The 22,808-nt window shown below is 73.0% G+C and carries 18 protein-coding genes; 5 read left to right on the forward strand and 13 right to left on the reverse strand.

The genetic code is table 11. The features are described from left to right. Nucleotides 1–4 precede the first annotated feature (4 nt). Nucleotides 5–1,555, reverse strand: a complete 1,551-nt coding sequence (locus tag JOL79_RS31990; RefSeq protein WP_210159674.1) for a sodium:solute symporter — start codon at nt 1,553–1,555, stop codon at nt 5–7. Nucleotides 1,556–1,794: 239 nt separating this feature from the next. Between JOL79_RS31990 and JOL79_RS31995 the strand changes: the two genes are divergently transcribed. After that, on the forward strand, nt 1,795–2,694 hold the full coding sequence (locus JOL79_RS31995; protein ID WP_210159675.1) for a MurR/RpiR family transcriptional regulator: 900 nt from the start codon (nt 1,795–1,797) through the stop codon (nt 2,692–2,694). Between the two features lie 31 nt (nt 2,695–2,725). Here JOL79_RS31995 and JOL79_RS32000 read toward each other — a convergent pair whose 3' ends face one another. Next, on the reverse strand, nt 2,726–4,357 hold the full coding sequence (locus JOL79_RS32000) for a dolichyl-phosphate-mannose--protein mannosyltransferase (protein ID WP_210159676.1): 1,632 nt from the start codon (nt 4,355–4,357) through the stop codon (nt 2,726–2,728). 136 nt (nt 4,358–4,493) lie between these two features. On the opposite strand from JOL79_RS32000, the gene JOL79_RS32005 reads away from it, so the two are divergent. Continuing rightward, nucleotides 4,494–5,918, forward strand: coding sequence for a hypothetical protein (locus JOL79_RS32005; RefSeq protein ID WP_210159677.1), 1,425 nt, complete (start codon nt 4,494–4,496; stop codon nt 5,916–5,918). 8 nt (nt 5,919–5,926) lie between these two features. Here the strand turns inward: JOL79_RS32005 and JOL79_RS32010 are convergent, their stop codons facing one another. From JOL79_RS32010 to JOL79_RS32055, 10 genes are all read right to left on the reverse strand, one after another. Beyond that, the gene (locus tag JOL79_RS32010; protein WP_210159678.1) at nt 5,927–7,021 is read right to left on the reverse strand and encodes an endonuclease/exonuclease/phosphatase family protein; all 1,095 of its coding nucleotides are present in this window, start codon (nt 7,019–7,021) and stop codon (nt 5,927–5,929) included. Further along, nucleotides 7,015–8,058 (reverse strand): glycosyltransferase family 2 protein, encoded by a 1,044-nt coding sequence (locus tag JOL79_RS32015; RefSeq protein WP_307848842.1) that lies wholly within the window; start codon nt 8,056–8,058, stop codon nt 7,015–7,017. The genes JOL79_RS32010 and JOL79_RS32015 overlap by 7 nt, the downstream gene beginning before the upstream one ends. Before the next feature lie 78 nt (nt 8,059–8,136). Further along, nucleotides 8,137–9,426, reverse strand: coding sequence for an endonuclease/exonuclease/phosphatase family protein (locus JOL79_RS32020; protein WP_210159679.1), 1,290 nt, complete (start codon nt 9,424–9,426; stop codon nt 8,137–8,139). Then, nucleotides 9,423–10,502, reverse strand: a complete 1,080-nt coding sequence (locus JOL79_RS32025) for a class I SAM-dependent methyltransferase (RefSeq protein ID WP_210159680.1) — start codon at nt 10,500–10,502, stop codon at nt 9,423–9,425. Before JOL79_RS32025 ends, JOL79_RS32020 begins: the two co-directional genes overlap by 4 nt. After that, nucleotides 10,499–11,479 (reverse strand): lysylphosphatidylglycerol synthase domain-containing protein, encoded by a 981-nt coding sequence (locus JOL79_RS32030; protein ID WP_210159681.1) that lies wholly within the window; start codon nt 11,477–11,479, stop codon nt 10,499–10,501. The genes JOL79_RS32025 and JOL79_RS32030 overlap by 4 nt, the downstream gene beginning before the upstream one ends. Beyond that, nucleotides 11,476–12,483 carry a glycosyltransferase family 2 protein gene (locus tag JOL79_RS32035; RefSeq protein ID WP_210159682.1) on the reverse strand — a complete coding sequence of 336 codons (1,008 nt, stop codon included), beginning with the start codon at nt 12,481–12,483 and terminating at the stop codon, nt 11,476–11,478. The genes JOL79_RS32030 and JOL79_RS32035 overlap by 4 nt, the downstream gene beginning before the upstream one ends. A 3-nt stretch (nt 12,484–12,486) precedes the next feature. Then, nucleotides 12,487–13,554: a glycosyltransferase family 2 protein gene (locus JOL79_RS32040; RefSeq protein ID WP_504739997.1), complete on the reverse strand. Its 1,068-nt coding sequence runs from the start codon at nt 13,552–13,554 to the stop codon at nt 12,487–12,489. 24 nt (nt 13,555–13,578) lie between these two features. Beyond that, on the reverse strand, nt 13,579–14,544 hold the full coding sequence (locus JOL79_RS32045) for a UbiA prenyltransferase family protein (RefSeq protein WP_210159684.1): 966 nt from the start codon (nt 14,542–14,544) through the stop codon (nt 13,579–13,581). A gap of 18 nt (nt 14,545–14,562) precedes the next feature. Beyond that, the gene (locus JOL79_RS32050) at nt 14,563–15,597 is read right to left on the reverse strand and encodes an NAD-dependent epimerase/dehydratase family protein (protein WP_210159685.1); all 1,035 of its coding nucleotides are present in this window, start codon (nt 15,595–15,597) and stop codon (nt 14,563–14,565) included. Next, nucleotides 15,579–17,018, reverse strand: coding sequence for an aspartate aminotransferase family protein (locus tag JOL79_RS32055; protein WP_210159686.1), 1,440 nt, complete (start codon nt 17,016–17,018; stop codon nt 15,579–15,581). Before JOL79_RS32055 ends, JOL79_RS32050 begins: the two co-directional genes overlap by 19 nt. A gap of 319 nt (nt 17,019–17,337) precedes the next feature. Between JOL79_RS32055 and JOL79_RS32060 the strand changes: the two genes are divergently transcribed. Further along, nucleotides 17,338–19,659, forward strand: a complete 2,322-nt coding sequence (locus JOL79_RS32060) for an AfsR/SARP family transcriptional regulator (protein ID WP_210159687.1) — start codon at nt 17,338–17,340, stop codon at nt 19,657–19,659. Here the strand turns inward: JOL79_RS32060 and JOL79_RS32065 are convergent. Next, a complete protein-coding gene (locus tag JOL79_RS32065; protein ID WP_210159688.1) occupies nt 19,575–20,798 on the reverse strand; it encodes a glycosyltransferase family 4 protein in 1,224 nt (407 codons plus the stop codon). The two genes, JOL79_RS32060 and JOL79_RS32065, sit on opposite strands and share 85 nt — an antisense overlap. A gap of 211 nt (nt 20,799–21,009) precedes the next feature. On the opposite strand from JOL79_RS32065, the gene JOL79_RS32070 reads away from it, so the two are divergent. Both JOL79_RS32070 and JOL79_RS32075 read left to right on the forward strand, forming a co-directional pair. Continuing rightward, nucleotides 21,010–21,327, forward strand: a complete 318-nt coding sequence (locus tag JOL79_RS32070; RefSeq protein ID WP_210159689.1) for a hypothetical protein — start codon at nt 21,010–21,012, stop codon at nt 21,325–21,327. A 129-nt stretch (nt 21,328–21,456) separates the two neighbouring features. Beyond that, on the forward strand, nt 21,457–22,344 hold the full coding sequence (locus JOL79_RS32075; protein ID WP_210159690.1) for a DMT family transporter: 888 nt from the start codon (nt 21,457–21,459) through the stop codon (nt 22,342–22,344). Nucleotides 22,345–22,808 lie beyond the last annotated feature (464 nt).

Below are 22,808 nucleotides of genomic sequence, written 5' to 3' on the forward strand. Positions count from 1 at the left end.
CTGTTCAGGGCCTGGCGATCCCCGCGGCGCCGGCGTCGTCGGGGGCTCCGGCGGGCACGGGGGCGGGCGGGCGGTGGAACAGGCTCAGCACGCCGCCCACGACCAGAGTGACGATCACCCCGAGCGGGACCAGCCACTGCGCCGCGATCCCCGCCGACGTGGTGGTCCCGTGGGCGGTGACGTCGATCCTGACGCCGCGGACGACGTACGTCATCACCGCCACGGTGACCAGGAACGCGATCACCGAGTCGAGCTCGCCGGCCCGCCGGACCAGGCGGCCCAGCAGGAACGCCCCGAGCAGCGCGCCGTACGTGTAACCGGCGATGGCCAGGCCCGTGAGATAGACGTTCCCCGTGCTGTCGCTGAACGCGCTCGCGAAGACGGCCATCAGCGCGGCCCACACCAGCGTCATCACCCGGGCCAGCCGCAGCATGGTCCGGTCCGAGGGCGCGCGGCGGAGGAAGCCGTGGATGACGTCGGAGACCGTGGAGTTCGACATGGAGTTGAGCGCGGAAGAAAGCGAGCCCATCGCGGCGCCGAGGATTCCGGCCACCAGCAGACCCGAGACGCCCACGGGCAGGGCGTGCAGGATGAACTGGGGGTAGAGGTTGTCGGAGCTCGCCAGGCCCAGCTCGGCGAACGTCCGGCCCTGGTTGTACGACCACAGCAGCGCGCCGACGAGGGAGAACGCGGCGAACTGGAAGACGATGAAGACGCCGGACCCGATCATGGCCTTCTGGCTGTCGCGCAGGTTGGGGGTCGACAGGATCCGCTGCACGATGAGCTGGTCGGAGCCGTGGCTGGCCATCGCGAAGATGGCGCCGCCGATGATCGCGGTCGGCAGGGCGAACGTGCTCGTCAGGATGTGGGCGAGGCCGAAGTCGGTGTCGAACAGGCGGAACCGGCCGGCGTCCAGCGCGCCGGAGAACCCGGAGCCGCCGACGTGCCCGGCGAGGACCACGATCGCCAGGACCGCCCCGCCGAGATAGAGGAGCATCTGGATGGCGTCCGTCCAGATCACGGCCTTGATGCCGCCCAGGTAGGTGTAGAGGACCGTGATGGCCGTGAGCACGACGATGATGACCTGGTAGCCGGCGTGCACCCCGAACTCGTCCAGCAGCAGCTTGATCGGGATGGCCGAGGCGAACAGCCGGACGCCCTCCGCGAGGAGCCGCGTGAGGACGAACGTCACGGAGGCGAGGCCCTGCAGCCTGAGCCCGAAGCGTTCGCCGAGGTACTGGTAGGCGCTGACGAAACCGCCGCGCTTGTAGAGCGGGATCAGGACCGTCGCGACGACGACACGGCCGATGACATAGCCGAGGGCCAGCTCGACGTTGCCGAAGCCCTGGCCGCTGTAGGCGCCGCCGGGGACGCTGATGACGGTGAGCACGCTGGTCTCCGTCGCCACCACGGAGAAGCAGACGGTCCACCAGGGCATGCGGCCCTCGCCGACGAAGTAGTCCCTGGCCGATCTCTGCCGGCCGGACAGGCGCAGCCCGATCGCGGCGATCGCGACCAGGTAGACGACGATGACGACAAGGTCGAGATGTCGCACAGCTGACTCCTCGCGACGAGCTTGGCGAGCCGGGCGAGCGCGGCGGGCCGCCCGGGCGGAGGGGACGCGGGATGCGGGGGACCTGGCGACGTGGCGGGCGCGGGCTCGCGGTCCAGCGAGTATCTGAGCGGTGAACGCCGAATGTCAATAAGTAACGGGAGATTCGTCTGTTCGTATATTTTTGACGATCAGTGGAGTCCGGATACGCTGTCGCCCACCCGGCCCCCACAGGAGGAACCATGGCGCCCCCCGCGGCCGACATCCTGGTGGACATCCGCTCGGCCCTGCCCTCGCTGGCGCCGTCCGAGCGGCGCGTGGCCGAGGCCGTGCTCGTCGATCCCGCCCGGGCGGCCCACCTGTCGATCAGCGAGCTCGGCCGCCGGGCCCAGACGTCGGTCACCACCGTGATGCGGTTCTGCCGGGCCATCGGGCTGAACAACTATCCCCAGCTCCGCCTGGCGCTGGCCGGCGCCGCCGCGCGGGAGGACGCGCGCGGGGGCGAACGCCCCCTCATGACCGCCGACATCGGCCCCGCCGACCCGCTCGAACAGGTCGTAGAGAAGATCATCTATACCGAGACGCGGGCGCTTGAGGACACCCGCGCCGGGCTCGACGTGCCGAGCCTGGCCCGCGCCGTCGAGGCGGTGGCGCAGGCCAGGCGCGTCGACGTCTTCGGCGTGGGGGCGAGCGGCTTCGTCGGGCAGGACCTGCACCAGAAGCTGCACCGCATCGGCAGGATCGCATTCGTCTGGACCGACGCCCACGCCGCGCTGACCGCGGCCGCGCTGCTCGGACCCGGCGACGTCGCCATCGGCATCTCGCACTCCGGAGCGACCCTCGACACGATCGAGCCGCTGCGGGCGGCCGCCGAGCGCGGCGCGACCACCGTCGCCCTCACCAACCATCCGCGCTCGGCGCTCGGGCAGATCGCCGACCTCGTGCTGAGCACGCGCGCCCGCGAGACCCCGTTCAGGTCCGGCGCCACGGTCAGCCGGATCGCCCAGCTCGCCGTCGTCGACTGCCTGTTCGTCGGCGTCGCGCAGCGGCGCTACGACGAGGCGGCAGTCGCGCTCGAAAACACCTACGCGGCCGTGCACGGGCGGATCCACCCGGCCCGCCGCGGCGCGGCGGAGGGCTGACCTCCGGTGCCGCGCGGGCGCGCCGCCGCCGTCAGATCCAGGACGGGAAGAGCATGCGGGCGTGCCAGGCGTCGTACGGGATGTTCTCCGCGGTGAGCACCGGATAAAGCCACCAGAAGTCGATCAGTGTCAGCAGCGCGAACGCGCCCACGACCGCCGCTCCCACGGATCGCCGGAGCGGCGCGGCGGTGGGCCGGCCCATGATCAGCCCGGCGGCCAGGACGATCGCGAGGATCATGAACGGGACCATCGGCAGCGCGTAGAACAGGAACATGGTCCGGTTGTCGGACCAGGCGTAGTAGAACCACGGCAGCCACCCCACCGCGTACGCGAGCAGGACCGCCCCGGCCCGCCAGTCGCGGGACGCCGTGTACCAGGCGATCATGGCGACGAGCGCCACGAGGGCCCCGTACCAGACGGCCGGGGTGCCGGTGCCCAGCACCGCCTGGGAGCAGTTGGGCGCCCCGCATCCCGGCGCGGACTCGTAGAAGTAGGCGACGGGCCGTAGCAGCAGGGGCCAGCTCCACGGCTTCGACATGTACGGGTGGGTGTCCGCCATGCCGGTGTGGAATCCGAGCAGGCTCGTGTGGTAGTTCCACCACGACTCGAGCGAGTCGATGACGAAGAAGACCGGCCCGGCCGACGTGGCCTCGTCCCAGTTGCGGCCGTACCCCCTCGCCGAGGCGAACCAGCCCGTCCAGGACACCACGTAGACGACGGCGGGAAGCACGCCCAGCGCGAGCGCGGCGCGGGGCAGGGAGCGCGACAGCCCGCCGGTGTACGGCTGGCGGAGTCCCGCGGACTTCCTGGCTCCGGCGTCCCAGACCAGCGACATGATCGCGAACCCGATGAGGAAGAAGACGCCGCTCCACTTGACCGCGCAGGCCGCGCCGAGGCACAGGCCCGCCGCCAGCCGCCACCATCGGACGGCCGGCGCCGGTCCGGTCTCGTCTCGCCGGCGGGATTCGTACCAGTCCGCGAGGCGGGCGCGGGTGACGTCCCGGTCGGCGACGAGGCAGGCGAACCCGGCGAGGACCCAGAACATCAGGAAGATGTCCAGCAGGGCGGTCCTGCTCGACGTGAGGTGCAGCCCTTCCAGCGCGAGCAGGAAGCCGGCGAGGCAGCCCAGCAGGGTCGAGCGCGTCATCCGGCGGGCCGTACGGGCCAGGATGAGGATGGAGAGAGTCCCCACCAGGGCGGCGGCGAAGCGCCACCCGAAGGGGTTGGGCCCGAAGACGAACTCGCCGAGGCCGATCATCCACTTGCCCAGGGGAGGGTGGGCGACGTAGGCGGCGCAGTCCGACAGCGGCGCGGGCGGGCATCGCACGAAGATGTCGGTGTTCCCGGCCAGCAGCCGCGTGTTGGCGACGGGATCCTTGTCCGTGCCCAGCATCGACTGCTCGACGCCGAACCGGATGAGGGAGTAGGCGTCCTTCGCGTAGAAGCTCTCGTCGAAGGCGATCGCCTTGGGGTCGCCGAGCCGGAAGAAGCGCAGATATCCGCCGAAGACGGTGACGATCAGCGGTCCGAGCCAGCCCCACAGGGCGTCTCGCGGCATGGCCACGACCAGCCGTTCCCGCACGGAGAGGTTCGGGCCGCCCGCGTCGGTGGCGCCGATTTCGTGCCGCTCGCCCGATCCGGGTGGGGAGTCCCTCAATGTCATCCGGCCATGCTAGTCCAGTTGATCATGCCTTTATGCACGGTTATTTACCGTTTTGCGAGAATTATTCGCGCGGATTCGTGGGCGTTTGCCGCTTACCCCACTCGGGCCGGGGCCGCCGTGGGTAGCCTTCGCTGTCGTGTCGCGACGATCATGGGCGCTCTGGGCGGGCGCGACGCTGACCGCGCTCGCCCCCACCCTCTGTTTCCAGCTGCTGTACCTGCTGACCGGCGACGACGGCGTCCAGGTCTACGTGACCTCGGGGAGCGCCTTCTGCCCGGGGTTCGAGATGTCCCTGAAGCTGCCGGTTTCCCAGCTGCGGGAGGTCCCGCTCCTCTACTTCGGGGGCGCGCCGTTGATCGTGCTGGGCTGCGCGGCGTGGTGGATGGCGGTCCGGCGCGGGCGCGGGCGGCTGGGCCGGACCGCCGGCAGGTGCGTGGCGGGGGCGCTCATCCTGTCGCAGCTCTCGTATCTGCTGCCGATGCTGGTCGACCTCGGCCTCGGGCCTGGATGCGCGGCGCTGTGGGGGCCGCCGGACGAGGTCGGCGGAACGCTGGCGATACGGCTCTACGACCTGCTGCCCCCCGTCCTGATCCTGCTCGCCGTCCGCCCGGAGCGGTTCACGCCCCGCGGGCCGGTCTTCCGTACGACGGCCGCCGTCCTGACCGCCGCGGCCGTCCTCCTGCTCGTGGCGGAGTCGGCCCCGGCCGGCGAGGTGAGCTGGGAACCGGCGCTCGACTGCGCCGGGCTGGGCCACGGCACGGTCAGAGGGCTGGACCAGGGGGAGAAGCGCTTCCTGTGCGCCGTCCGCGGCTACACGCCCGAGCTGATGGAGACGGGCGGCATACCGGGGTGGGAGAGGGTGCCCGACCGGGAGGTCCTGGCGCAGGGGCGTCAGCTGTGCGACGTGGCCACGCGCAACGGAGGCGACGTGAACGCGGCGCCGGTCCAGGCGGCGCCCCAGGCGTCCCTCGCGAAGGCGCTGCCGAGCCTGTGTCCCGCCGTCGTCCGCGCCCAGCAGGCGGAGGAGCAGCGGGGAGAGGAGGAGGAACGGGCGTACGTGGCCGCGGCGGAACGGGCCTGCGCGGCGCATCCGCGGCACAGGCCACGGCTGAGACCGGTACGGCAGCGGCAGGCCACGATGTGGACCGAGTTCTGGCAGATCAACGGCTGGGAGGACGGATACGAGGGGACCACCCCAGACCTGGTCGAGGACCTCGTCGGCAGCGAGCGCGGCGCGCTGGCCCTCTGGGCGGCCGACGAGGTGGGGAACGCCTGCGTGACCACCGAGTCGTACGCGCGGCGGCCGCCCCTCGAACTCAAGGGCTGGGACGAGGTGGTCGAGGTCGGCTACGAGAGCCCGAAGGGCTCCCTCTGCCTGGTCGACGGCGACGGGCAGGACCTGTGCGGTCTCACGCCGCAGGGGCCCGGGTCGTACCGGGTCCGCGTTCACCTGCGCGGTCGCAAGCTGGTCTACCAGGTGGCCTACCCCCCGGAGGGCGCGGTCGAGCTGCTCATCATGATCTATCCAGGGAAGGCGGAGAAGCCCGTCGTCTACCGGTGAGCCGCGCGTCACCTGCCGCCGACGGACAGCAGCATCTCCTGCACACGGTGGTCGGACATGCCCCCCGGGTCGAGCAGCCGGTAGCCGTGCACGGTGGCCGCGGAGGTCAGGGTCCAGTCGAGCTTCCACAGGGCCGGGCCGCCGGCGGGCCAGGAGGCGGGCAGGAGCGAGCGGGACGCGTCGTCCGCGACCGACAGCCGGTCGAACAGCGGGCGCATCTCGCCCATCGCGACGGTGCTGTTGAAGTCGCCGGCCACCAGCAGCGGATCGCGGTTCCCCGCGATGTCGGCCTCCAGCCCGCGGAACTGCTCGTCCCGGGCGGCGGCGCGGGCGCGCAGCGTGTCGTAGAACCGCGACGACAGCGGGTTCTCGCCCAGCACGTACTGCGTGGGGATGTGCACGTTGTAGAGCGACAGGGTCGACCCGCCTACCCGCAGGTCGGTCCGCAGGACCTTGGCCAGGTCGAAGACCGGACGCCAGGGGGCCGCGGGCCCAAGAGCGCGCGCCGGGCCCACCGTCGCCGTGGAGACGACGGGAAGGCGTGACAGGGTCACCAGCTCGCCCGCGGTCGTTATCTCGTAGCCGGGGAACTCGCGGCGGAGCCGGGCGAGATCGTCGACCTGCCGCGGGCCGTCGTTCACCCAGTGGAGATACTCCTGGAGCAGGTAGACGTCGGCGTGCTGCGCCTTCAGCAGGGCGTAGAAGCGGTCCGGGTCGTCGCCCTGATCCCAGTACTCGGTGTTCCACGAGACCAGGCGGATCGCTCCCGGCGGGGCCGGCGGCCCTCCGCCGTTCCACAGCGCCGCCGGGTCGAGGCCGCTCTGGCCCGCGCCCAGGGCGAGGGAGACGACCGCGAGACCCGCGCACCACCGCCGCGATCCCCGGCCGGCCGCCGGCGCGGCGGCCAGCAGCAGGAGCGGCACGACCAGGTAGACGAGCGGCGGCACCATGTCGGGCACCAGCCACAGCCAGAACCGGCCGGACAGCAGGCGGTGCAGGACGACGAACGCCGCCCACGCCGCCGCGACGCACAGCAGGAGACGCCCCGTCCACCGCGGCGGACGTTTCGTCGTCGCCGCGGGGGCCGGCCGGTCGGTCAGCACGCCCCGCCACCTCCCGCGACCGCCGCGGCCGGGGCGGGCTCCTCGTAGAGGGCGCGGAACCGCGCGGACGACAACCACTGCACGGCGCCCGCCGCCACGCCGCCGATGATGGCGAGATTCACCAGGAAGTGGACGCCCGCGTAGAACAGGCCGAACAGCGGGCACCGGCGGGCGAACACGAACCGGTACATGTGGGCGTCGCAGGCGAGCGAGACGGCCAGCAGCGCGGCCGGGACGGCCGCCGCGGCGGGACCGTACGGGATCACGAGCGGGACCGTGACGACGGTGAGCAGGGCGGCCAGGGAGGCCCAGGCCCGTGACGCGGTCTCGTAGCCCCGGGCGAACCGCCGCCGCGCCGCGTAGAGCGGGACGCGGGCCCGGCCGCGGTGGAAGAGCTTGCGCAGCAACGCGGTCAGCTCCCGGTCGTGACCCATGCGGCCCCCGATGGCCGAGGTGAGGAGGACCCTGTAACGCCGGCCCAGCCGGTGCCCGTAATCCACCTCCTCTGTGTACCGCAGCCGGGGGTTGAACGGGCCGATCTCGGCGAAGACGGTGGCCCGGATGGCGAACATGGCCGACCACAGGAAGGAGACCTCGCCCTCCGAGGCGACGGACCAGTAGTGGTGCTGGATCGCCCGGTAGTCCTCCACCCTGCCGGACCGGAACAGCGGCTCGGGGTCCTCGATGCCGCAGGCCGCGCCCACGCCCGGATCCGCCTCAAGGATCGCGACCGCGGTGGCGACCGCGTCCGGCGCGAGCGCGACGTCGGCGTCCACGAAGAAGAGGATCTCGCCGTTCGCCGCCGCCGCGCCCGCGTTGCGCGCGACGGCCGCGCCGCCGTTGGCGGGGGTGTGTATCACGTTCACGCCCGCGGAACGGGCGATGCGCACCGATTCGTCGGTGCTGTGGTCGTCCACCACGATGATCTCGATCGGGTCGTACGTCTGCTCCCGCGCGGCGCGCAGGCACAGCGGCAGGAAGCGCGCGCCGTTGTAATTGGGGACGACGACGGTGACCAGGGGACGGTCGGCTGGCACGGGTGACCTCGCCTTCGGGGGGAGAACGGCTGTCCTGGGGTCCGGCTGCGGGGGACTGGCTTGGGGGATCGGCGGCGCTCAGGGCCGCGGCGGCAGGGAGACGACCATGTCCTGGAGGTGATGGCTCGACAGGCCTTCGGGGGAGCGCAGGTCGTAGCGGTGGACGCGCAGGTCGGGCGAGGTGAACGTCCAGTCCATCCGCCACAGGCGCAGCCCCGCGAAGGTCAGCGTGGCGGGCGAGATCGACGTCCCCGCGCGGCTCGCGTCACGCCAGCGGTCCATCCGCCCGGCGAACCCGGTGCCCGGAAGCATGTTGAAGTCGCCACTGGCGAGCAGCGGGTTCCGATTGGCCGAAAGGTCCGCGGTGAGCTGGTCGATCTGGGTCCGCCGCGCCGCGTCCAGCGTCCGGATCGACCGGTAGAACCGCCCGGAGAGCGGGCTGGAGTCCAGATAGAGCATGTCGTAGAGGTGCACGTTGTAGAGGGACACGACGCGGTCGCCGACGCGGACGTCGGTGCGCAGCGCCGCCCGGTTCCAGTTGCCCGCGGCCGGGTTGACCGCCCACCCGACCGGCGTCCGGCCGACGACCGGATAACGGGAGATCGTCAGCAGCCCGTCGGCGGTCGCGAACCAGCTGCCGGGGAACTCGCGCCGCAGCAGGTCCTCGTCGTGCAGGGGCACCAGCGCTCCCGGGGCGCAGCCCGCGTGCTCCTGCAGCAGATAGACGTCGGCCCGCCACCGTTTCAGGTACCGGAGGAACCGGGCGGGGTCGTCGCCCTCGTTCCAGCACAGCGTGTCCCAGGAGACGACGCGCAACGCGCCCGGCGGGGCCGGTCCGGCCCCGCCGCCGCCCAGCGGCGCCCGCCATTCGAGCCCCGACTGGCCAAGCCCGAGGACGAGGGCCGCCGCGGCGGGCAGGACGCTCCACCGGCGGGCCGTGGGCGAAAGGCGTGTCAGGAGCGGCGTGACCGCCGTCGCGGCGGCCGTCGCGGACGCCGCGAGCGACATCGCGAGCAACGCCGCCGGGAGCAGCGCGAACAGCAAGGGCGGCACCATCAGGTCGGGCACGACCCAGACCCAGGTGCGGCCGCTGAGCAGCGGGCGGAGCACGGCGAGCAGGAGCGCGGCCAGGCACAGCCCGGCCAGCGCCCGCTCGCCGCGGGACAGGGGCAGCCGGGCCAGCAGCGGCGTCGCCGCCGCGCCGAGCACGGCGACCGGCGCGGCGAACGCCAGCAGCATCGGGGCCGCGCCGCCCCACCAGAACCGCCCGCTCGACCAGGTGACCAGTCCCACGAGCAGCCACGCCGCCACGCCGCCCGCGACGGCCCGGCCCGTCCAGGTCGCCGCGCGGGCGGCGACGCCCGTCACGGCGCGGCCTCCTCCGCGCCGCCCGTGACGCCGCCGCCCGTGACGCCGCCGCCCGTGACGCCGTTGACGCCGTGGCCCGTGACACGGAACCAGAACGACGAGGGCAGGTAGTCGTGGACGACCCCCAGCCGCCGCCACAGCGGCTCCACCAGGCCGCGCAGATCGTCGTCGCCCTGCACGAAGGCGCCGGGCAGTTCCACCTCGTACCGGTCGCGACCCCCCAGCAGGAACGCCGCGAGCAGGTACTGCTCCGAGTAGTAGCGCCAGCGCCACTCGGGGGGATAGTCGCGGGGCAGCAGGATGTCGTGCAGGTGCACCAGCACGCCGGGGCGCAGGAGCGGCAGGATCTCGAAGAAGAAGACGGTCACGTCCGAACCCATGAGGACCCGGTGCGACCCGTCCAGGAAGACGACGTCGCCGGCCTCCAGTTCGGCGAAGACGGCGGGGTCGGCCTGTTCGAGCGGAGTGCGGACCACCCGGTCGCACAGCGCGTCGATGTGCGCCCGAGGCGCCGGATCGATCGAGGTGATGGAGGTGGGCAGCCCGTGCCGCCGGACGGCGCGGCGGGCGAACTTCGTGGAGTTTCCCGAGCCGATCTCGACGTACCGTCTCGGCGCCGCCTCCACGAGCAGGCCGTAGAGGGCGAGCGCGTCCAGCGGCGGCAGCCAGCCGTTGTCCCAGTACGGCGTGGTGCCGCCGGGGCGGTCGCGGACCGGGATCGACGCCAGGTCGTCCGACAGGGTCAGGAACCGGCCGAGCCGCTGCCGGTAGCGGTCCCGGCCGCGTTCCAGCAGCTCGGTGACGCCCGGGTGATCGGGCCTGCCGTATCCGAACCGCGGCTCGGGCCGGCCGGGGTGGTCGATGAAGATCGGCCGGCGCAGGCCGAGGGCGGTCAGCAGGACGCCCTGGGCCGACGGGTGCCGTTCAAGCCAGGCGAACGACCGGCCGGCGAGGGGCAGCGCGGTGACCGCCCGCAGCAGGGCGCCGGTGACGGGCCCGGCGGGCACCTGCCGGGCGAGATGACGGAGCTGCGCGGATCCCGGGGTGAGGGACAGGGGGCTGGAGTCGGACGTCATGACAGCGGGGCTCCTTCCGGCCGGCGGTCGGTGACAGGGGAGGGACGGGAGCGGCGGCCCGCCCAGGTGAGCGCCGCGAGCACGGCCGCCGTGGACGCCAGGTCGGCGACGGTGATCAGGACCCGGCTCAGGGCGACCAGGGTGACCAGGCCGGGACCGGTCAGCAGGGTGGCGACGGTGAGCCCGAGGACGGCCTCGCGGGCGCCCAGCCCGGACGGCATGATCACGGTGAAGATCCCGGCCACCGTGGACAGCGCGAAGCCGCCGATGCCGACGGTCAGGGCCCCGCCGGGCGGCGCGCCGAGCGCGATGGCGAGCACCGCGACGTGCAGCCCGCTGACGAGCCAGCCGAGGGCCATCAGCCCTGTCACCGCGAGCAGCGTCCGCCGGGCCGGCAGGACGGGGGCCGGGCCGCCGCGGCGCAACACGCGCTGGGCGATCCCGAGCAGCCGGGAGAGCAGCCGCGGCGCGGCGAGCGGCACGAGCGCCGCGGCCAGCAGCGGGACGAGCCCCCACCAGAGCGGGCCGGCCGGCACCAGCCGGGGCAGGGCGACGAGTCCCACGCCGAGCCCCGCGATCACCCCGAGCCCCTGACCGGCGACGAAGGCCGCGGCCAGCCGGGCGGGCGGCTCCCCGAGGGGCCGCGCCATGGCGGCGTGCGCCACGGCCGGCCACACGCCGCCGGGGAGATAGCGGGTCACCCCGGCGAGGAAGAACACCCGTACGGCGACGGGCAGGGGCAGCCGGGTGCCGAGCCCGGCGAGCAGCATGCGCCAGCCGACGAAGCCGGGCACCCCGCCGACCGCCGCGAGCAGGGTGGCGACCAGGCAGGCGCGCCAGCCCACCCGGGCGAGGCTGTGGCCCAGCCCGTGCCTGACCCGCCAGAGCTGGTAGGCGAGAAATCCGAGCACCAGCGCGTAGGCAGCCAGGCGCAGCGCGGCGAACACCCTCCGGCGCCGCGCGCCGCCGCCGGTCACGCCGGCGCCTTGGCGTAGAGGCGGCGGAACGACCGCGACGTCAGCCACTGCAGGATCCCGGCGCCCGCCCCGGCGGCGATGGTCAGGTTGACGAGGAAGTGCATGGCGACGAAGAACAGCCCGAACGAGGTGGAGCGGCTGGAGAACACGAACCGGTACATCCGCCGGTCGATGGCCAGCCAGACGGCGAACAGCAGGGCCGGCAGCGCCGCCCAGAGGGCGCCGCCCAGCAGCGGCGCGGGCAGAGTCACCGCCGTCAGCGCGGCGGCGAGGCTGGCCGCCGACTCCGGCGACCCCACCACCCCCGCGGCGTACCGGCGTTGCAGGAAGAACGGCACGTGCATCCGGGTGCGGGTGAAGACCTTCCAGAGGGCGACGCGCAGCGTCGCGTCGTCGTCGTGACGGCCGCGGACGGCGGAGGTGAGCCGCACCTCCCATCGGCCGGTCAGCCGCTCGCCGACGTCGGCGCCCTCCGACTGCGTCAGCGCGTCGGTCCACGGGCCCACCTCCGCCCACACGGCGGCGGGCACGGCGATGATGGCTACCGGCAGGAAACCGGTGATGGGTCCCTCGGCGACCAGGTACCAGTAGTGCCGGTAGAGTGTGCGGTACTCCTTGACCAGGCTGTCGCGGCGCAGCGGGATCGGCTCGTAGTTGCCGCACACGGCGCCGACGCGAGGGTCGGACCGCAGGATCTCCACCGCCTGGGCGACCGCGTCGGGGGCGAGGGCGACGTCGGAGTCGAGGAAGAACAGGATCTCGCCCCGGGCGTGCGCGACGCCGAGGTTGCGCGCGGTGGACACGCCGCTGTTGCGCGGCGTGCTCAGCGCCGGCACGCCCAGGGAGCGGGCGACCCGTACGGAGTCGTCGGTGCTGCAGTCGTCCACCAGGATGATCTCGATCGGGGAGTACGTCTGCTCCTGGACCGACCGGAGGCACAGGTCGAGCACGTCGCCGTAGTTGTAGTTGGGGATGACGACCGACACCAGGGGGGCGGAGTCCACGTTTCACCGGCCTTTCGACGATTGGGGGGAGCGGGGGGCCAGGCGGCGCGACGGCCCGAAGGAGGAGCCGGCCGCGCTCCGCGCCAGCCCCTCGGCGGCCCCGAAGAGCTGGGCCGCGTGCGTCAGGAAGTGCAGCGCCGTGAAGTACGCGAGGAAGGCGGGGCCCTTCTCGCGCAGCACGAACCGCGTCAGCGGCGGGTCGGAGACCGCGAACGCGGCGAAAAGGACGGCCGGCAGGGGGAGCGCCGGCGGCCAGGCGAGCGCGAGCGGGACGGCGGCGAGGGTGAGCGCGGTGGTCAGCACCCCGGCCATCCGGTTGATCTTCAAGGCGTCCGGCCGCATCCGGTTGCGCGCGGAGAACCGCAGCAGGCGCGATCTGCGGTACTGCTCCGCGAGCAGCGGCAGCAGCCGGTCGGCCTCGTCGTGCCGGCCCGACACCTGCGGGCTGAGCCGGATCCGGTGGCGGGCCAGCAGCCGTTCGCTGTAGTCGTCGTCCTCGGCGCTGCGCAGCCGGGCGTCGAACGGGCCGACCTCGTCGAACACGGCCCTGGGGACGGCCGCGAGGGCGAAGACCGCGGTCGCCGTCAGGCCCGCGCCGCGCAGCAGCGCGTGATGCATGCGCAGCGTGCGGTAGGTCTCGACCGGCCCGTCGTCGACGAGCGGCTCCTTGGCGTACACGCCGTAGACGCAGCCGCACCTCGGGTCCTCGCCGAGCAGCCGGACCGCGTTGGCGACGGCGTCGGGGGCGAGGGCGACGTCGGAGTCGAGGAAGAACAGGACGGCGCCGCGAGCCGCCGCCGCGCCGGCGTTGCGCGCCGCGGAGACGCCCATGTTGTACGGCTGGGCGACCAGCGTGCAGGGGAACTCGCGGGCGATCTCGCGGGTCCCGTCGGTGCTGGCGTCGTCGACGACCACCACCTCGACCGTGGGATACGTCTGGGACAGGGCCGACGACAGGCAGGCGCGCAGCGTCTTCTCGCAGTTGTGTGCCGGGACGACGACCGACACCAGGGGAGACGGTGGGGACACGTCGGTGGCCTTTCGCCTTGTTCGGAGGGACGGGAGCGACAGGAGGGACGGGGAGTCGCGGGCGGGTCACGGGGTGATGGCCGGGACCAGCGCCGGGTGGCGGGCGAGCAGCGTGGCCGCGCCCAGGACGACCGCGATCGCGACGCCCGCCGCGGCGATGCCGCGGTCGCCGAGCAGCCCGCGCACCGGGTCGCCGCCCCGGCCGTCGACCAGCACCGCCTTCAGGTAGCGGAACAGGGCGAAGAGCGCGGGCGGCGTGCACAGCAGCATCGCGGCCTGGCCGTACGGCCCGAGGGGCGCTTCGCTGCGCAGGTAGATGAGGCCGGCGACGGCGGCGAGCACGCAGGTGAGCTGGAGGAGCTGGTTGGCCAGCTCCACCGAGTAGCCGCGCAGCGCGGGCCGGTGAGCGGGCCCGCTGTCCAGCAACTCCTGGCGGCGTTTGCCGATCACGAGGACCAGCGCCATGGAGAACACCGCGACCATCAGCCAGCCGGATATCCGGTCTCCGGCGACCAGGCAGCCCTGGAGCACGCGCAGCGCGAAGCCCAGGGCGACCGCGCCGACGTCGACCAGCGGGAGGTGCTTGAGGACACGGCTGTAGGCGAGGTTGAGCGCGAGGTAGGCCAGGACCGGCCAGTACGGCCGGTCCGGTCCGGCGCACAGCACGACGCCGAGCAGCCCGAGCAGCGCGAGGCAGTAGAGCGCGGCGGCGCGGACCGGCACCCGGCCGGAGGCCACCGGCCGGTCGCGCTTGACCGGGTGGTGCCGGTCGCGGTGCCGGTCGGCGATGTCGTTGCCGACGTAGACGGCGGCGCCGGCGAGGACGAACGCGCCCGCGGCCCAGGCCAGCCGGCCCAGCGCGCCCGCCGTGACGACGCCCGCGTCGGCGAGCGCGATGGGCACGATCAGCAGGCTCTTGGCCGCGTGCGCCGGCCGTGCCAGGGCCAGGAGGTCCGCCACCGGCCGGGGACGGCCGGGCGGCCGGCCCGGGCGGCGGCCCGGGGGCCTGCCGGGGGACTCGATGACACGCATACGCACCTCCGGCCGGGATCAGAAGAAGACCTTCGCGAGCGACAGCGCGCCCTGCCGCCAGGCGTCGCGGCTGGTCCGGCCGCTGCCCGCGGCCGGCCCCGCGTGCCGCCGCCACCATTCGTACGTGCGCAGGATCGCGTCGCGGTTGGACAGGAGCGGCTCGAAGCCCAGCCGGTCCCTGGCCCGGTCGACGCTGACGTAGGAGTCGGCGAGCAGCTTGTACAGCAGGCGGTCGTAGACCGGCGACGCCCCGGCCCGCCCGAGGAGGCGGAGCACGGCGAGGGCCGGGCGGGCCGGGATCGACCGGACCCGCCCGCCGCGCCCGGCGGCGTCGAGCACCGCCTGGAAGTCCTCGCGGAGCGTGGCGAAGTCGGCGGCGGCGATGTTGAACGTGTCGCCGGCCACCTCGGGCGGCGCGTCGAGCGCCCGGCTGATCGCGCGGAACAGGTCGTCGACCGCCAGCATCTGGATGCGGGCCTCTCCGCGCCCGAGCACGGGGAAGTCGCGGCCCTCCTGCGCCCACTCGAAGAGCATCGCGAACAGGCCCATGCGGCCGGGGCCGAGGAAGGTCTTCGGGCGGAGGATCGGCACGCACATCCCCTCGGCGCGGAACCGTTCCGCGACCTCCTCGGCGGCGGCCTTGGCCCTGCTGTACGCGTCGACCGGCCGCCTCGGGTGGGTCTCCGGCGTGGGCACGACCGAGGGCAGGCCGTAGACGGCGGTGGAGGAGATGTGCACCACGCGCGGCACCCCGGCCCTGCTCGCGGCGGTCAGCACGCTGCCGGTGCCCCGGACGATGACGTCGCGGATCTCCTCGTCGGGGTAGCTGGGCAGCGCCGCCGCGCAGTGCACCACGGCCCCGGCCCCGGCGGCCAGCTCGGTCATCAGCGGCGTGTCGCGGATGTCGCCGGTCGCGTAGCGGACGCCGGGCACCTGGTCGGGGCCGGGACGCAGGTCGACCCCTGTCACCTCGCGTCCCTCGGCGGCCAGGTGCCGGACCAGGCCGCCGCCCAGCATCCCGGAGCTGCCCGTGACTACGACTCGGACGGCCATCGCGGCGCCACCTTCTCCCGTACGAACCTGGTGAGCAGCCGGGACATCCCCTGCGAGAGGGTCGCGTCGAGACTGTCGAGGAAGTACTCGACCTCCTCGGTCCCGGCGACCAGCGGCGGCGCCGCGACCAGCGGGTTGTCCCCGTTGAGCGTGTAGTAGGCGTAGACGCCGTGGTCGCGGTAGAGCGCGTCCACGACCGAGCCGGTGATGAGCTTGATCCGGAAGTTGGGGTCGCGCGCGATGCCGACCGGCGCGATCTTCGCGGCCAGGTCGAGGATCTTCGGTCCGCCGCGCAGGAAGACGCCGTGCAGGGCACCCGCGCCGCGCACCTCGGCCACCGTGTCGGGGTGCCCCTTGCGGATCCGTTCCAGGCCGGGGGCCAGGACGCGTTCGATCTCCCGCGCCCGCCGCGGGTAGTCGTCCTCGACGACGATGTTGACCGCCTCGATCGCGGTGGCCGCCTCCTCCCCGAAGCCGTAGTAGGTCGTGCTCGTGCTGTGCAGCAGCGAGTCGGTCAGGTTGTCGTAGGCCCTGCGGAACACCCGCTCGCTCGCGACGTACGCCGAGATCGACGACTTGCCGCCGCCGAACGACTTCGACGTGGTGAGCACGTCGGGGACCAGGCCCGGGTAACGCATGAAGTAGAAGAGGCTGCCGGTCTTGCCCCAGCCGGTGTAGATCTCGTCGAAGACCAGCACGATGTCCTCGGCGTCGCACAGGGCACGCAGCCCGCGCAGGAACTCCTCCGAGCACGAGCGCATGGTCGACGCGCTGAACGGCTCGACGATGATCGCGTACACGTCGCAGCCGCCGCGGGCGGTGCGGGCCGCGGCCACCGCGGCGCGCACGGCCGCAAGGTCGCCGTACGGGTAGGTGGTCACGCCGGGGATACCGGGGAAGCGGAAGCGGTCGCCGCCGCCGGTGAGGCTGCCCGAGCCGAGGAGCTTGCCGTGGAAGGCGATGTCGGCCCGGAGGATCCGCTGCCTGCGCCCCCCGTGGTACTTGTAGGCCAGCTTGACCGCCCCCTCGACGGCCTCGGCGCCGGAGTTGGGCAGGAACGACATGGTGAGGTCGCCCGGCAGAAGGTGGGCGAGGTTGTGCCCCAGCGCGGCGACGTACGGCGAGAAGTAGGTCTTGTGCACCTCCATCCGCCGGGCCTCCTGGAATCGCCGCCGGGCGGCCAGGATGCGCGGGTGGTTGTGGCCGTGGTTGAGCACGCCCACCCCGCCGGTGAAGTCGAGGATCCGCCGGCCGCCTTTCGTCCAGATCCACGCTCCCTCCGCGCGTTCGACGAGCTCGCGGCCGAAGCCGAACGACGTCATGAGTGAGACCTGACTTCGGCTGACGTGTCTGCGGTACAGGTCGTGCACCTGTTCCGCGGCAAGCTGTTCGCATTCGTCGAGGCTGATCAGTCCGGACACGCGCGATCTCCCTTCTCCGGCGGCGGAAACGGTCGTGCGGGATCAACGGTGCGGGCGGGCCGTCAAGGACAGGTAAAGTCGCGGCTTGACATAGAGGCATCTGTGACCTGGGAAGACGCCGTTTACGCCGGGCGCGGCCGGTCGTCTCGTGATTCGAGAAACGGGCGGCGCGGGATATGGCCGGCGGGGGATAGGGCGTCGGCCGTAATTTCCGCTTTCGGATATGAAGAAAAGGCCGGAAGGGTGTTACGGGCAAACCTGTTCTGAAAACTCCTGTTGATTACAGTGATGCGTACGAAACGTGTGATATGGCCGGGTCATGCGGTTTCGTGTCCTCGGCACACTTGAGGTCCGCTCCGGTGCTCATCGGTTGATCCGTCTCGGCGCGGCCAAGCAACGCGCTCTTCTCGCGGTGCTGCTGCTGAACGTCAATCACCCCGTCAGCGCCGACCGGCTCCTGGACGCCCTGTGGCCGCAACGGCCGCCGCGCACCGCCGCCGTGGCGCTGCGGACCTACGTGTCGGCGCTCCGGCAGGTCCTTGGGCTGGCCGACCGGGTGGAACCCCCGCTGCTGTCCACGGTGCCCGGGGGCTACCAGATGCGGGTGTCGGCCGCCGACCTCGACCTGCTGGCGTTCGAGGAGCTGGCGGATCAGGGCCAGCGGGCGCTCGGCGACGGGCTGCCCGTCCTCGCGGCCGAGCGGCTGAGACGGGCGCTCGCGCTGTGGCGGGGCCGGCCGTTCGAGGACGTCCCGCTCGACTACCGGATGGAGGCGGAGCTGGTCCGCCTGGAGGAACGCAGGATCGCGGCGCAGGAGATGTGGATCGAGTCGCAGCTCGCCCTCGGCCACCACGCCGGCGTGCTGCCGGAGCTCGGGGCGCTGGTCGCCGAGCACCCGCTGCGGGAACGGCTGCAGGCGCAGTGGATGCTCGCGCTCTACCGTTCCGGACGGCAGGCCGAGGCGCTGCGGGCCTACCGCGACCTCCGCCGCCGGCTGGTGCGCGAGCTCGGCGTCGAGCCCGGCCCCGCCGTGCGGCGGCTGCACCAGCAGGTGCTGTCGGGCCACGCGGACCTTTCGGTCCCGCTCCGGGCGCACGACCCCGCGGGCGCGGCTCAGGCAGCCGCCCAGGGAACGGCCCCGGGCCCGGCCGTGGGGGCGGCTGTGGGGGCGGTCCTCCCGGCCGTGCCCCGGCAGCTGCCGCGTGACATCGTCAGCTTCACCGGCAGGGCGGCGGAGCTGGCGCGCCTGCGGGCCCTGGCCCGCCCGGCGGACGGGCCGCCCGCTCCGGTCGTCAGCGTGATCGACGGCATGGCCGGGGTCGGGAAGACCGCCCTCGCCGTCCACACCGCCCACGGGCTGGCCGACCTCTACGCCGACGGGCAGCTCTTCGTCGATCTGCACGGGTTCACCCACGGCGTGTCGCCGGTGGCCCCGGCCGACGCCCTCGACCAGATGCTGCGCGCGCTCGGCGTGCCCGGCGAGCAGCTCCCCCCGGACCTCGACGCCCGCGCGGCGCTCTACCGCACCCGGCTGGCCGGCAAGCGGCTGCTGGTGCTGCTGGACAACGCGGCCGAGGAGGCCCAGGTCCGGGCCCTGCTGCCGGGCACCCCGACCTGCCTGGTCCTGATCACCAGCCGCAGGCGCCTGGCCGGGCTCGAGGACGTCCGGCCCCTGTCGCTCGACGTCCTCCCGCGCGGCGACGCCGTCGCCCTCTTCATCCGCACGGCCGGGCGGCGGCGGCTGGCGGAGGCGTCCCCCGAGCTGCTGGCCGAGATCGTCGAGCTGTGCGGCCGGCTTCCCCTGGCGATCCGCATCGCCGCGGCGCGCCTGCGGGTGCGATCCGGCTGGACGCCCTCCCACCTGGCCGAACGGCTACGCGACCACCAGCACCGCCTCGGCGAGCTCGAAGTGGGACGGCTGAGCGTCACGTCCACGATGGACCTGTCGTACCGGTATCTCGGCCGCGGCCGGCAGGACATGTACCGCCTGCTCGGGCTGCACCCGGGGCCCGACTTCGAGCGCTTCGCGGCCGCGGCCCTGGCCGGGACCACGCCCTACCACGCCGGGCGGCTGATCGACGACCTGGTCGACGCCCACCTGCTCCAGGAGCCGGTGCCGGGCCGGTACCGGTTCCACGATCTCCTGCGCGCGCACGCCACCGCGACGCTGGCGGACGAGGACGCGGACGCCGACCGGGGCACCGCCCTGACCAGGCTCTACGACTACTACGTCCAGACCGCGACGGCCGCGGTGGACGGCGCTCACTCCAGGGACGCCCCGCCGTGCGCCGAGCGGCGGGCGGGCGTCGCCGTACCCGACCTCCGCGACCGGACCCGCGCGATGGAGTGGCTGGACGCCGAACTGACCAACCTGCTCGCCGCGGCCGTCCACGCGGCCGACCACGGACGGCCCGGCCACGCCCTGCGCCTGTCGGCCACGCTCCACCGCCACCTGCGCACCGGAGATCTCGGCCGGCACGAGGCGGCGCTCGGCCGGTGGCGGCACGCGCTCGCCGTCCTCACCGACCTCGGCGTCCCGGGGGCGGCGGAGGCGCCTCACCTCGACGTCGTCCGGCTGCCCGAGAGCGGTCCGTCGGAGGCGGTCCGGAGCGGGGAGACCGACCGGCAGACGTCCCGGTAGACGTCCAGGACGCGGTGGACCAGGTGATCCCAGGTGTGCTCGTCGACCCGCCGCCGCGCGTGGCCGGCCAGCCGGGCGGCCAGCGGAGGATCGTCGATCACCTCGCGCAGGGCTCCGGCCAGGGCGGCCGGCGAACCGGGCGGCACCAGCAGGCCCTCGTGCCCGTCGCGGACCAGCTCCGGGATGCCGCCGGTCGCGCTGGCCACGACCGGCGTCCCGCAGTACATCGCCTCCACCAGCACGGAGCCCAGCTCCTCGTAGCGTGAGGGCAGCACCAGGACGTCGACGTCCTTCAGCAGTGACGGGATCCGGTCGTGCGGGACGAAGCCGAGGAAGCGCGTCCGGCGGGCGATCCCCAGGTGGCGGGCCATGCGGTGCAGGCGCGCCCGCTCGGGTCCGTCGCCGACGATGACCAGATAACCGGTATATCCGGCGTCCAGGAGGCGGAAGGCGTGCAGCAGGGTGTCGACGCCCTTCTGGGGGTGCAGCCGTCCCACGAACGCGATGCGGGGATGCGGCAGGTCGCGCGGCAGGCCGCGGCCGGGCTCCACGGCCAGGAACGCCCCGCTCACCCCGGACGGGATCACGTGCACCCCGGGGCGGGAGAGCTGCCGCCCGAGCCGCTCGGTGAGCGCGATGACGGCCGCCGCCCGGTCGACCCCGCGGCCCTCGAGCCTGCCGCCGAGCGTGCGCAGTAAGAGCGACCGGGGGTCGTCCCCGCTGAGGGTGTGGCGCAGGCTGCAGTGGACGGTCAGCACGATCGGGGCCCCGCTGAGGGCGGCGGCGCGCAGGGCGAGGGGCACGACGGCGAGGTCCTCGCCCAGGTGGGCGTGGACGACATCGGTGCCGGCGGCGAGCCGGGGCAGGTGGATCCACGCGTACAGGCCGTAGCACTGGCGGAACGCGCCGATCGGGTGGCCGAGCCTGATCACCCGGCTGTGCCGCCCGATCGGGGCGGCGACGGGCGCGGTCGGCGGCCGGCTGGTGAGCACGGTCTGCGCCACGCCGAGGGCGTCGAGGGCCCGGGTGAGGCCGGCGGTGTGGTTCTGCACGCCGCCGACCGGGTCGTAGGTCACCCCTGACCCGGTCAGGGCCGAGTCCGGCGGCTCGAATACCGAGCACAGGCGTAGGACGCGCATGACCACCTCACGCGGACGGCGGAAGCATCAGCGAACCCCTACCCGCTATCTACGGGCCAGGGCGGTCAAGCGAATCCCCTGTTCCCCCAAAAATCGCCTGACCCCCGGCAGGTTTCCGCGTGCCGCCGAGCCGGCGGCGATCGGGCCAAACAGGAATATCGCCGCAAAGTGGTGCATCATTTGATATATCAGGCGAAAGGTCGTGATGGTGATGACCGTCAGAGCGAAGGCGCTGATCACTCTCTACCCGCCCGAGAGGGGCGGGCTCTCCCACGAACTGCCGTACAGCACGCAGTCACTGGTGATCTGCGCCGACGACTCCGAGGACGGGAGACATCCCGGCCGCCCCTTCCAGGCCGCCATCGCGGCGGACGACGAGGAGCCGCTGGTCCCCGGAGAGCGGCTGCACATCGTCACGATCACGACGACCGACGACGGCGCGGTCGACTATCTGCTGCCGGGCATGCGCTTCCGGCTCTGGTGCGGGCACGACGTCGGCGGCGGCATCGTGTCACGCCGTCTCATCTGACCCCGAGGCACCCCCCGCGCGGGCGAAAAATGACCCGTTCTTGACGCAAGTGTGAGGCTGCGGGCACGCGGCCGGGCAATGGGGCAGGCGGGCCCGGCGAAGCGAGGTGAGGATCATGGTGCGACCGTCATGATCGCCACGGTCCTCCTCGCTCTCGCGGCGGCCGGCCTGGTGGGCGTCGGCTTCGTCGCCCAGCAGCACGCCGCGTACACCGAGCCCCTCGGCGCGATGCTGCGCCTCACGCTGCTGCTCGACCTGATCCGCCAGCCGCTGTGGCTGGGCGGGCTGGCGACGATGATCGGCGGGCAGATCCTCGGGGCCCTCGCGCTGCAGGACGCCGACGTCGCGCGGGTGGAGCCGCTCCTCGCGACGAGCCTCATCTTCGCCCTCGGCGTGGCGGCCTTCCTCTACAAGGAGCGACTGGGCCGCACGGAGTGGCTGGGCGCCCTGCTCGTGAGCGGCGGGGTGGCCGTGTTCCTGGTGTCGGCGCGGCCCGAAGGGGGTGGTGTCCCCGGTCCCGCGTCGGTGGTGTGGGTGGCCGTGCTGGCCGTGCCCGCGGTGGCGGCGGTCCTGGTGCTGGTGGCGTTGCGGATGGGCCTGTCGGCCAAGGCGATGCTCCTGGCCGGAGCGGCCGGCACGCTCTACGGGCTCCAGGACGTCCTGACGCGCGGCTCGCTCCTCATCCTGTCGCACGGTCCGGAGGCCCTCTTCACCTCCTGGCAGCCGTACCTGATCCCGGCCATCGCGACGGCGGGGATCCTGCTCAACCAGAGCGCGTTCGACGCGGCGCCCCTGCGGGTCTCGCTGCCCGCCACCACGGCGGCCGAGCCGATCAGCGGCATCGTCCTCGGCGTGGCGATCCTCGGCGAGCACCTGCGGGTGCGTCCCGAGTCCCTGGCGGGGGAGGTCACCGGGCTGATCGCCCTCGTCGGCGGCATCGTGATCCTCGGCCGGTCGCCGTTCCTCAGCAAGTCGGAACGCGGCCGCGACGAGCGTCCCGACGCGCGCTGCCGCTGAGCGACCTTTCAAAGCCCTCGCCGCCCCCGGTGGAGCCCGCGAACCCCTCACGTGACTACGCGGCCCGCAGGCCGTAATTGTGTGATGTATCTCACGGTCAATGCTCACATATGTCTCATATGCATCGATCTGTCCGGCCATGCCTAGTCTCACTGTCGCGACTCTTGGATTTGGCCGGGGATGAAATAACGCTAGGTCGCTTGCCCCATACTCGGGGTTTATGGCCGCTTTATGTCCGAAACTTATTTCTCTGTCATAGCTTGTCAAGATCAAAGAGTTGCTGATACAAGATCGCCTGACATTCACACGACTACCATTGAGGTATATGTGAGGAAGTTAGTACTCCAGCCGTAGATGGCGATCTTGCGTGTGGGCTGGTGGCAGAGATGGGAACGGCCACCGCGATCATCGAGTGTTGTGCTGACAATCAAAGATCAGGCGGTGGCCGCAGGCGATAGCGTAGC

The sequence above is a fragment of the Microbispora oryzae genome (genome assembly GCF_017896165.1).
Taxonomy (GTDB): Bacteria; Actinomycetota; Actinomycetes; order Streptosporangiales; family Streptosporangiaceae; genus Microbispora; species Microbispora oryzae.

Excerpts from the sequence above, each read along its gene's own strand:
- JOL79_RS31995 (WP_210159675.1), top strand. The coding sequence starts at position 1,795 with ATGGCGCCCCCCGCGGCCGACATCCTGGTGGACATCCGCTCGGCCCTG.
- JOL79_RS32000 (WP_210159676.1), bottom strand. The coding sequence starts at position 4,357 with ATGACATTGAGGGACTCCCCACCCGGATCGGGCGAGCGGCACGAAATC.
- JOL79_RS32025 (WP_210159680.1), bottom strand. The coding sequence starts at position 10,502 with ATGACGTCCGACTCCAGCCCCCTGTCCCTCACCCCGGGATCCGCGCAG.
- JOL79_RS32045 (WP_210159684.1), bottom strand. The coding sequence starts at position 14,544 with ATGCGTGTCATCGAGTCCCCCGGCAGGCCCCCGGGCCGCCGCCCGGGC.
- JOL79_RS32050 (WP_210159685.1), bottom strand. The coding sequence starts at position 15,597 with ATGGCCGTCCGAGTCGTAGTCACGGGCAGCTCCGGGATGCTGGGCGGC.
- JOL79_RS32060 (WP_210159687.1), top strand. The coding sequence starts at position 17,338 with ATGCGGTTTCGTGTCCTCGGCACACTTGAGGTCCGCTCCGGTGCTCAT.
- JOL79_RS32065 (WP_210159688.1), bottom strand. The coding sequence starts at position 20,798 with ATGCGCGTCCTACGCCTGTGCTCGGTATTCGAGCCGCCGGACTCGGCC.
- JOL79_RS32070 (WP_210159689.1), top strand. The coding sequence starts at position 21,010 with ATGACCGTCAGAGCGAAGGCGCTGATCACTCTCTACCCGCCCGAGAGG.
- JOL79_RS32075 (WP_210159690.1), top strand. The coding sequence starts at position 21,457 with ATGATCGCCACGGTCCTCCTCGCTCTCGCGGCGGCCGGCCTGGTGGGC.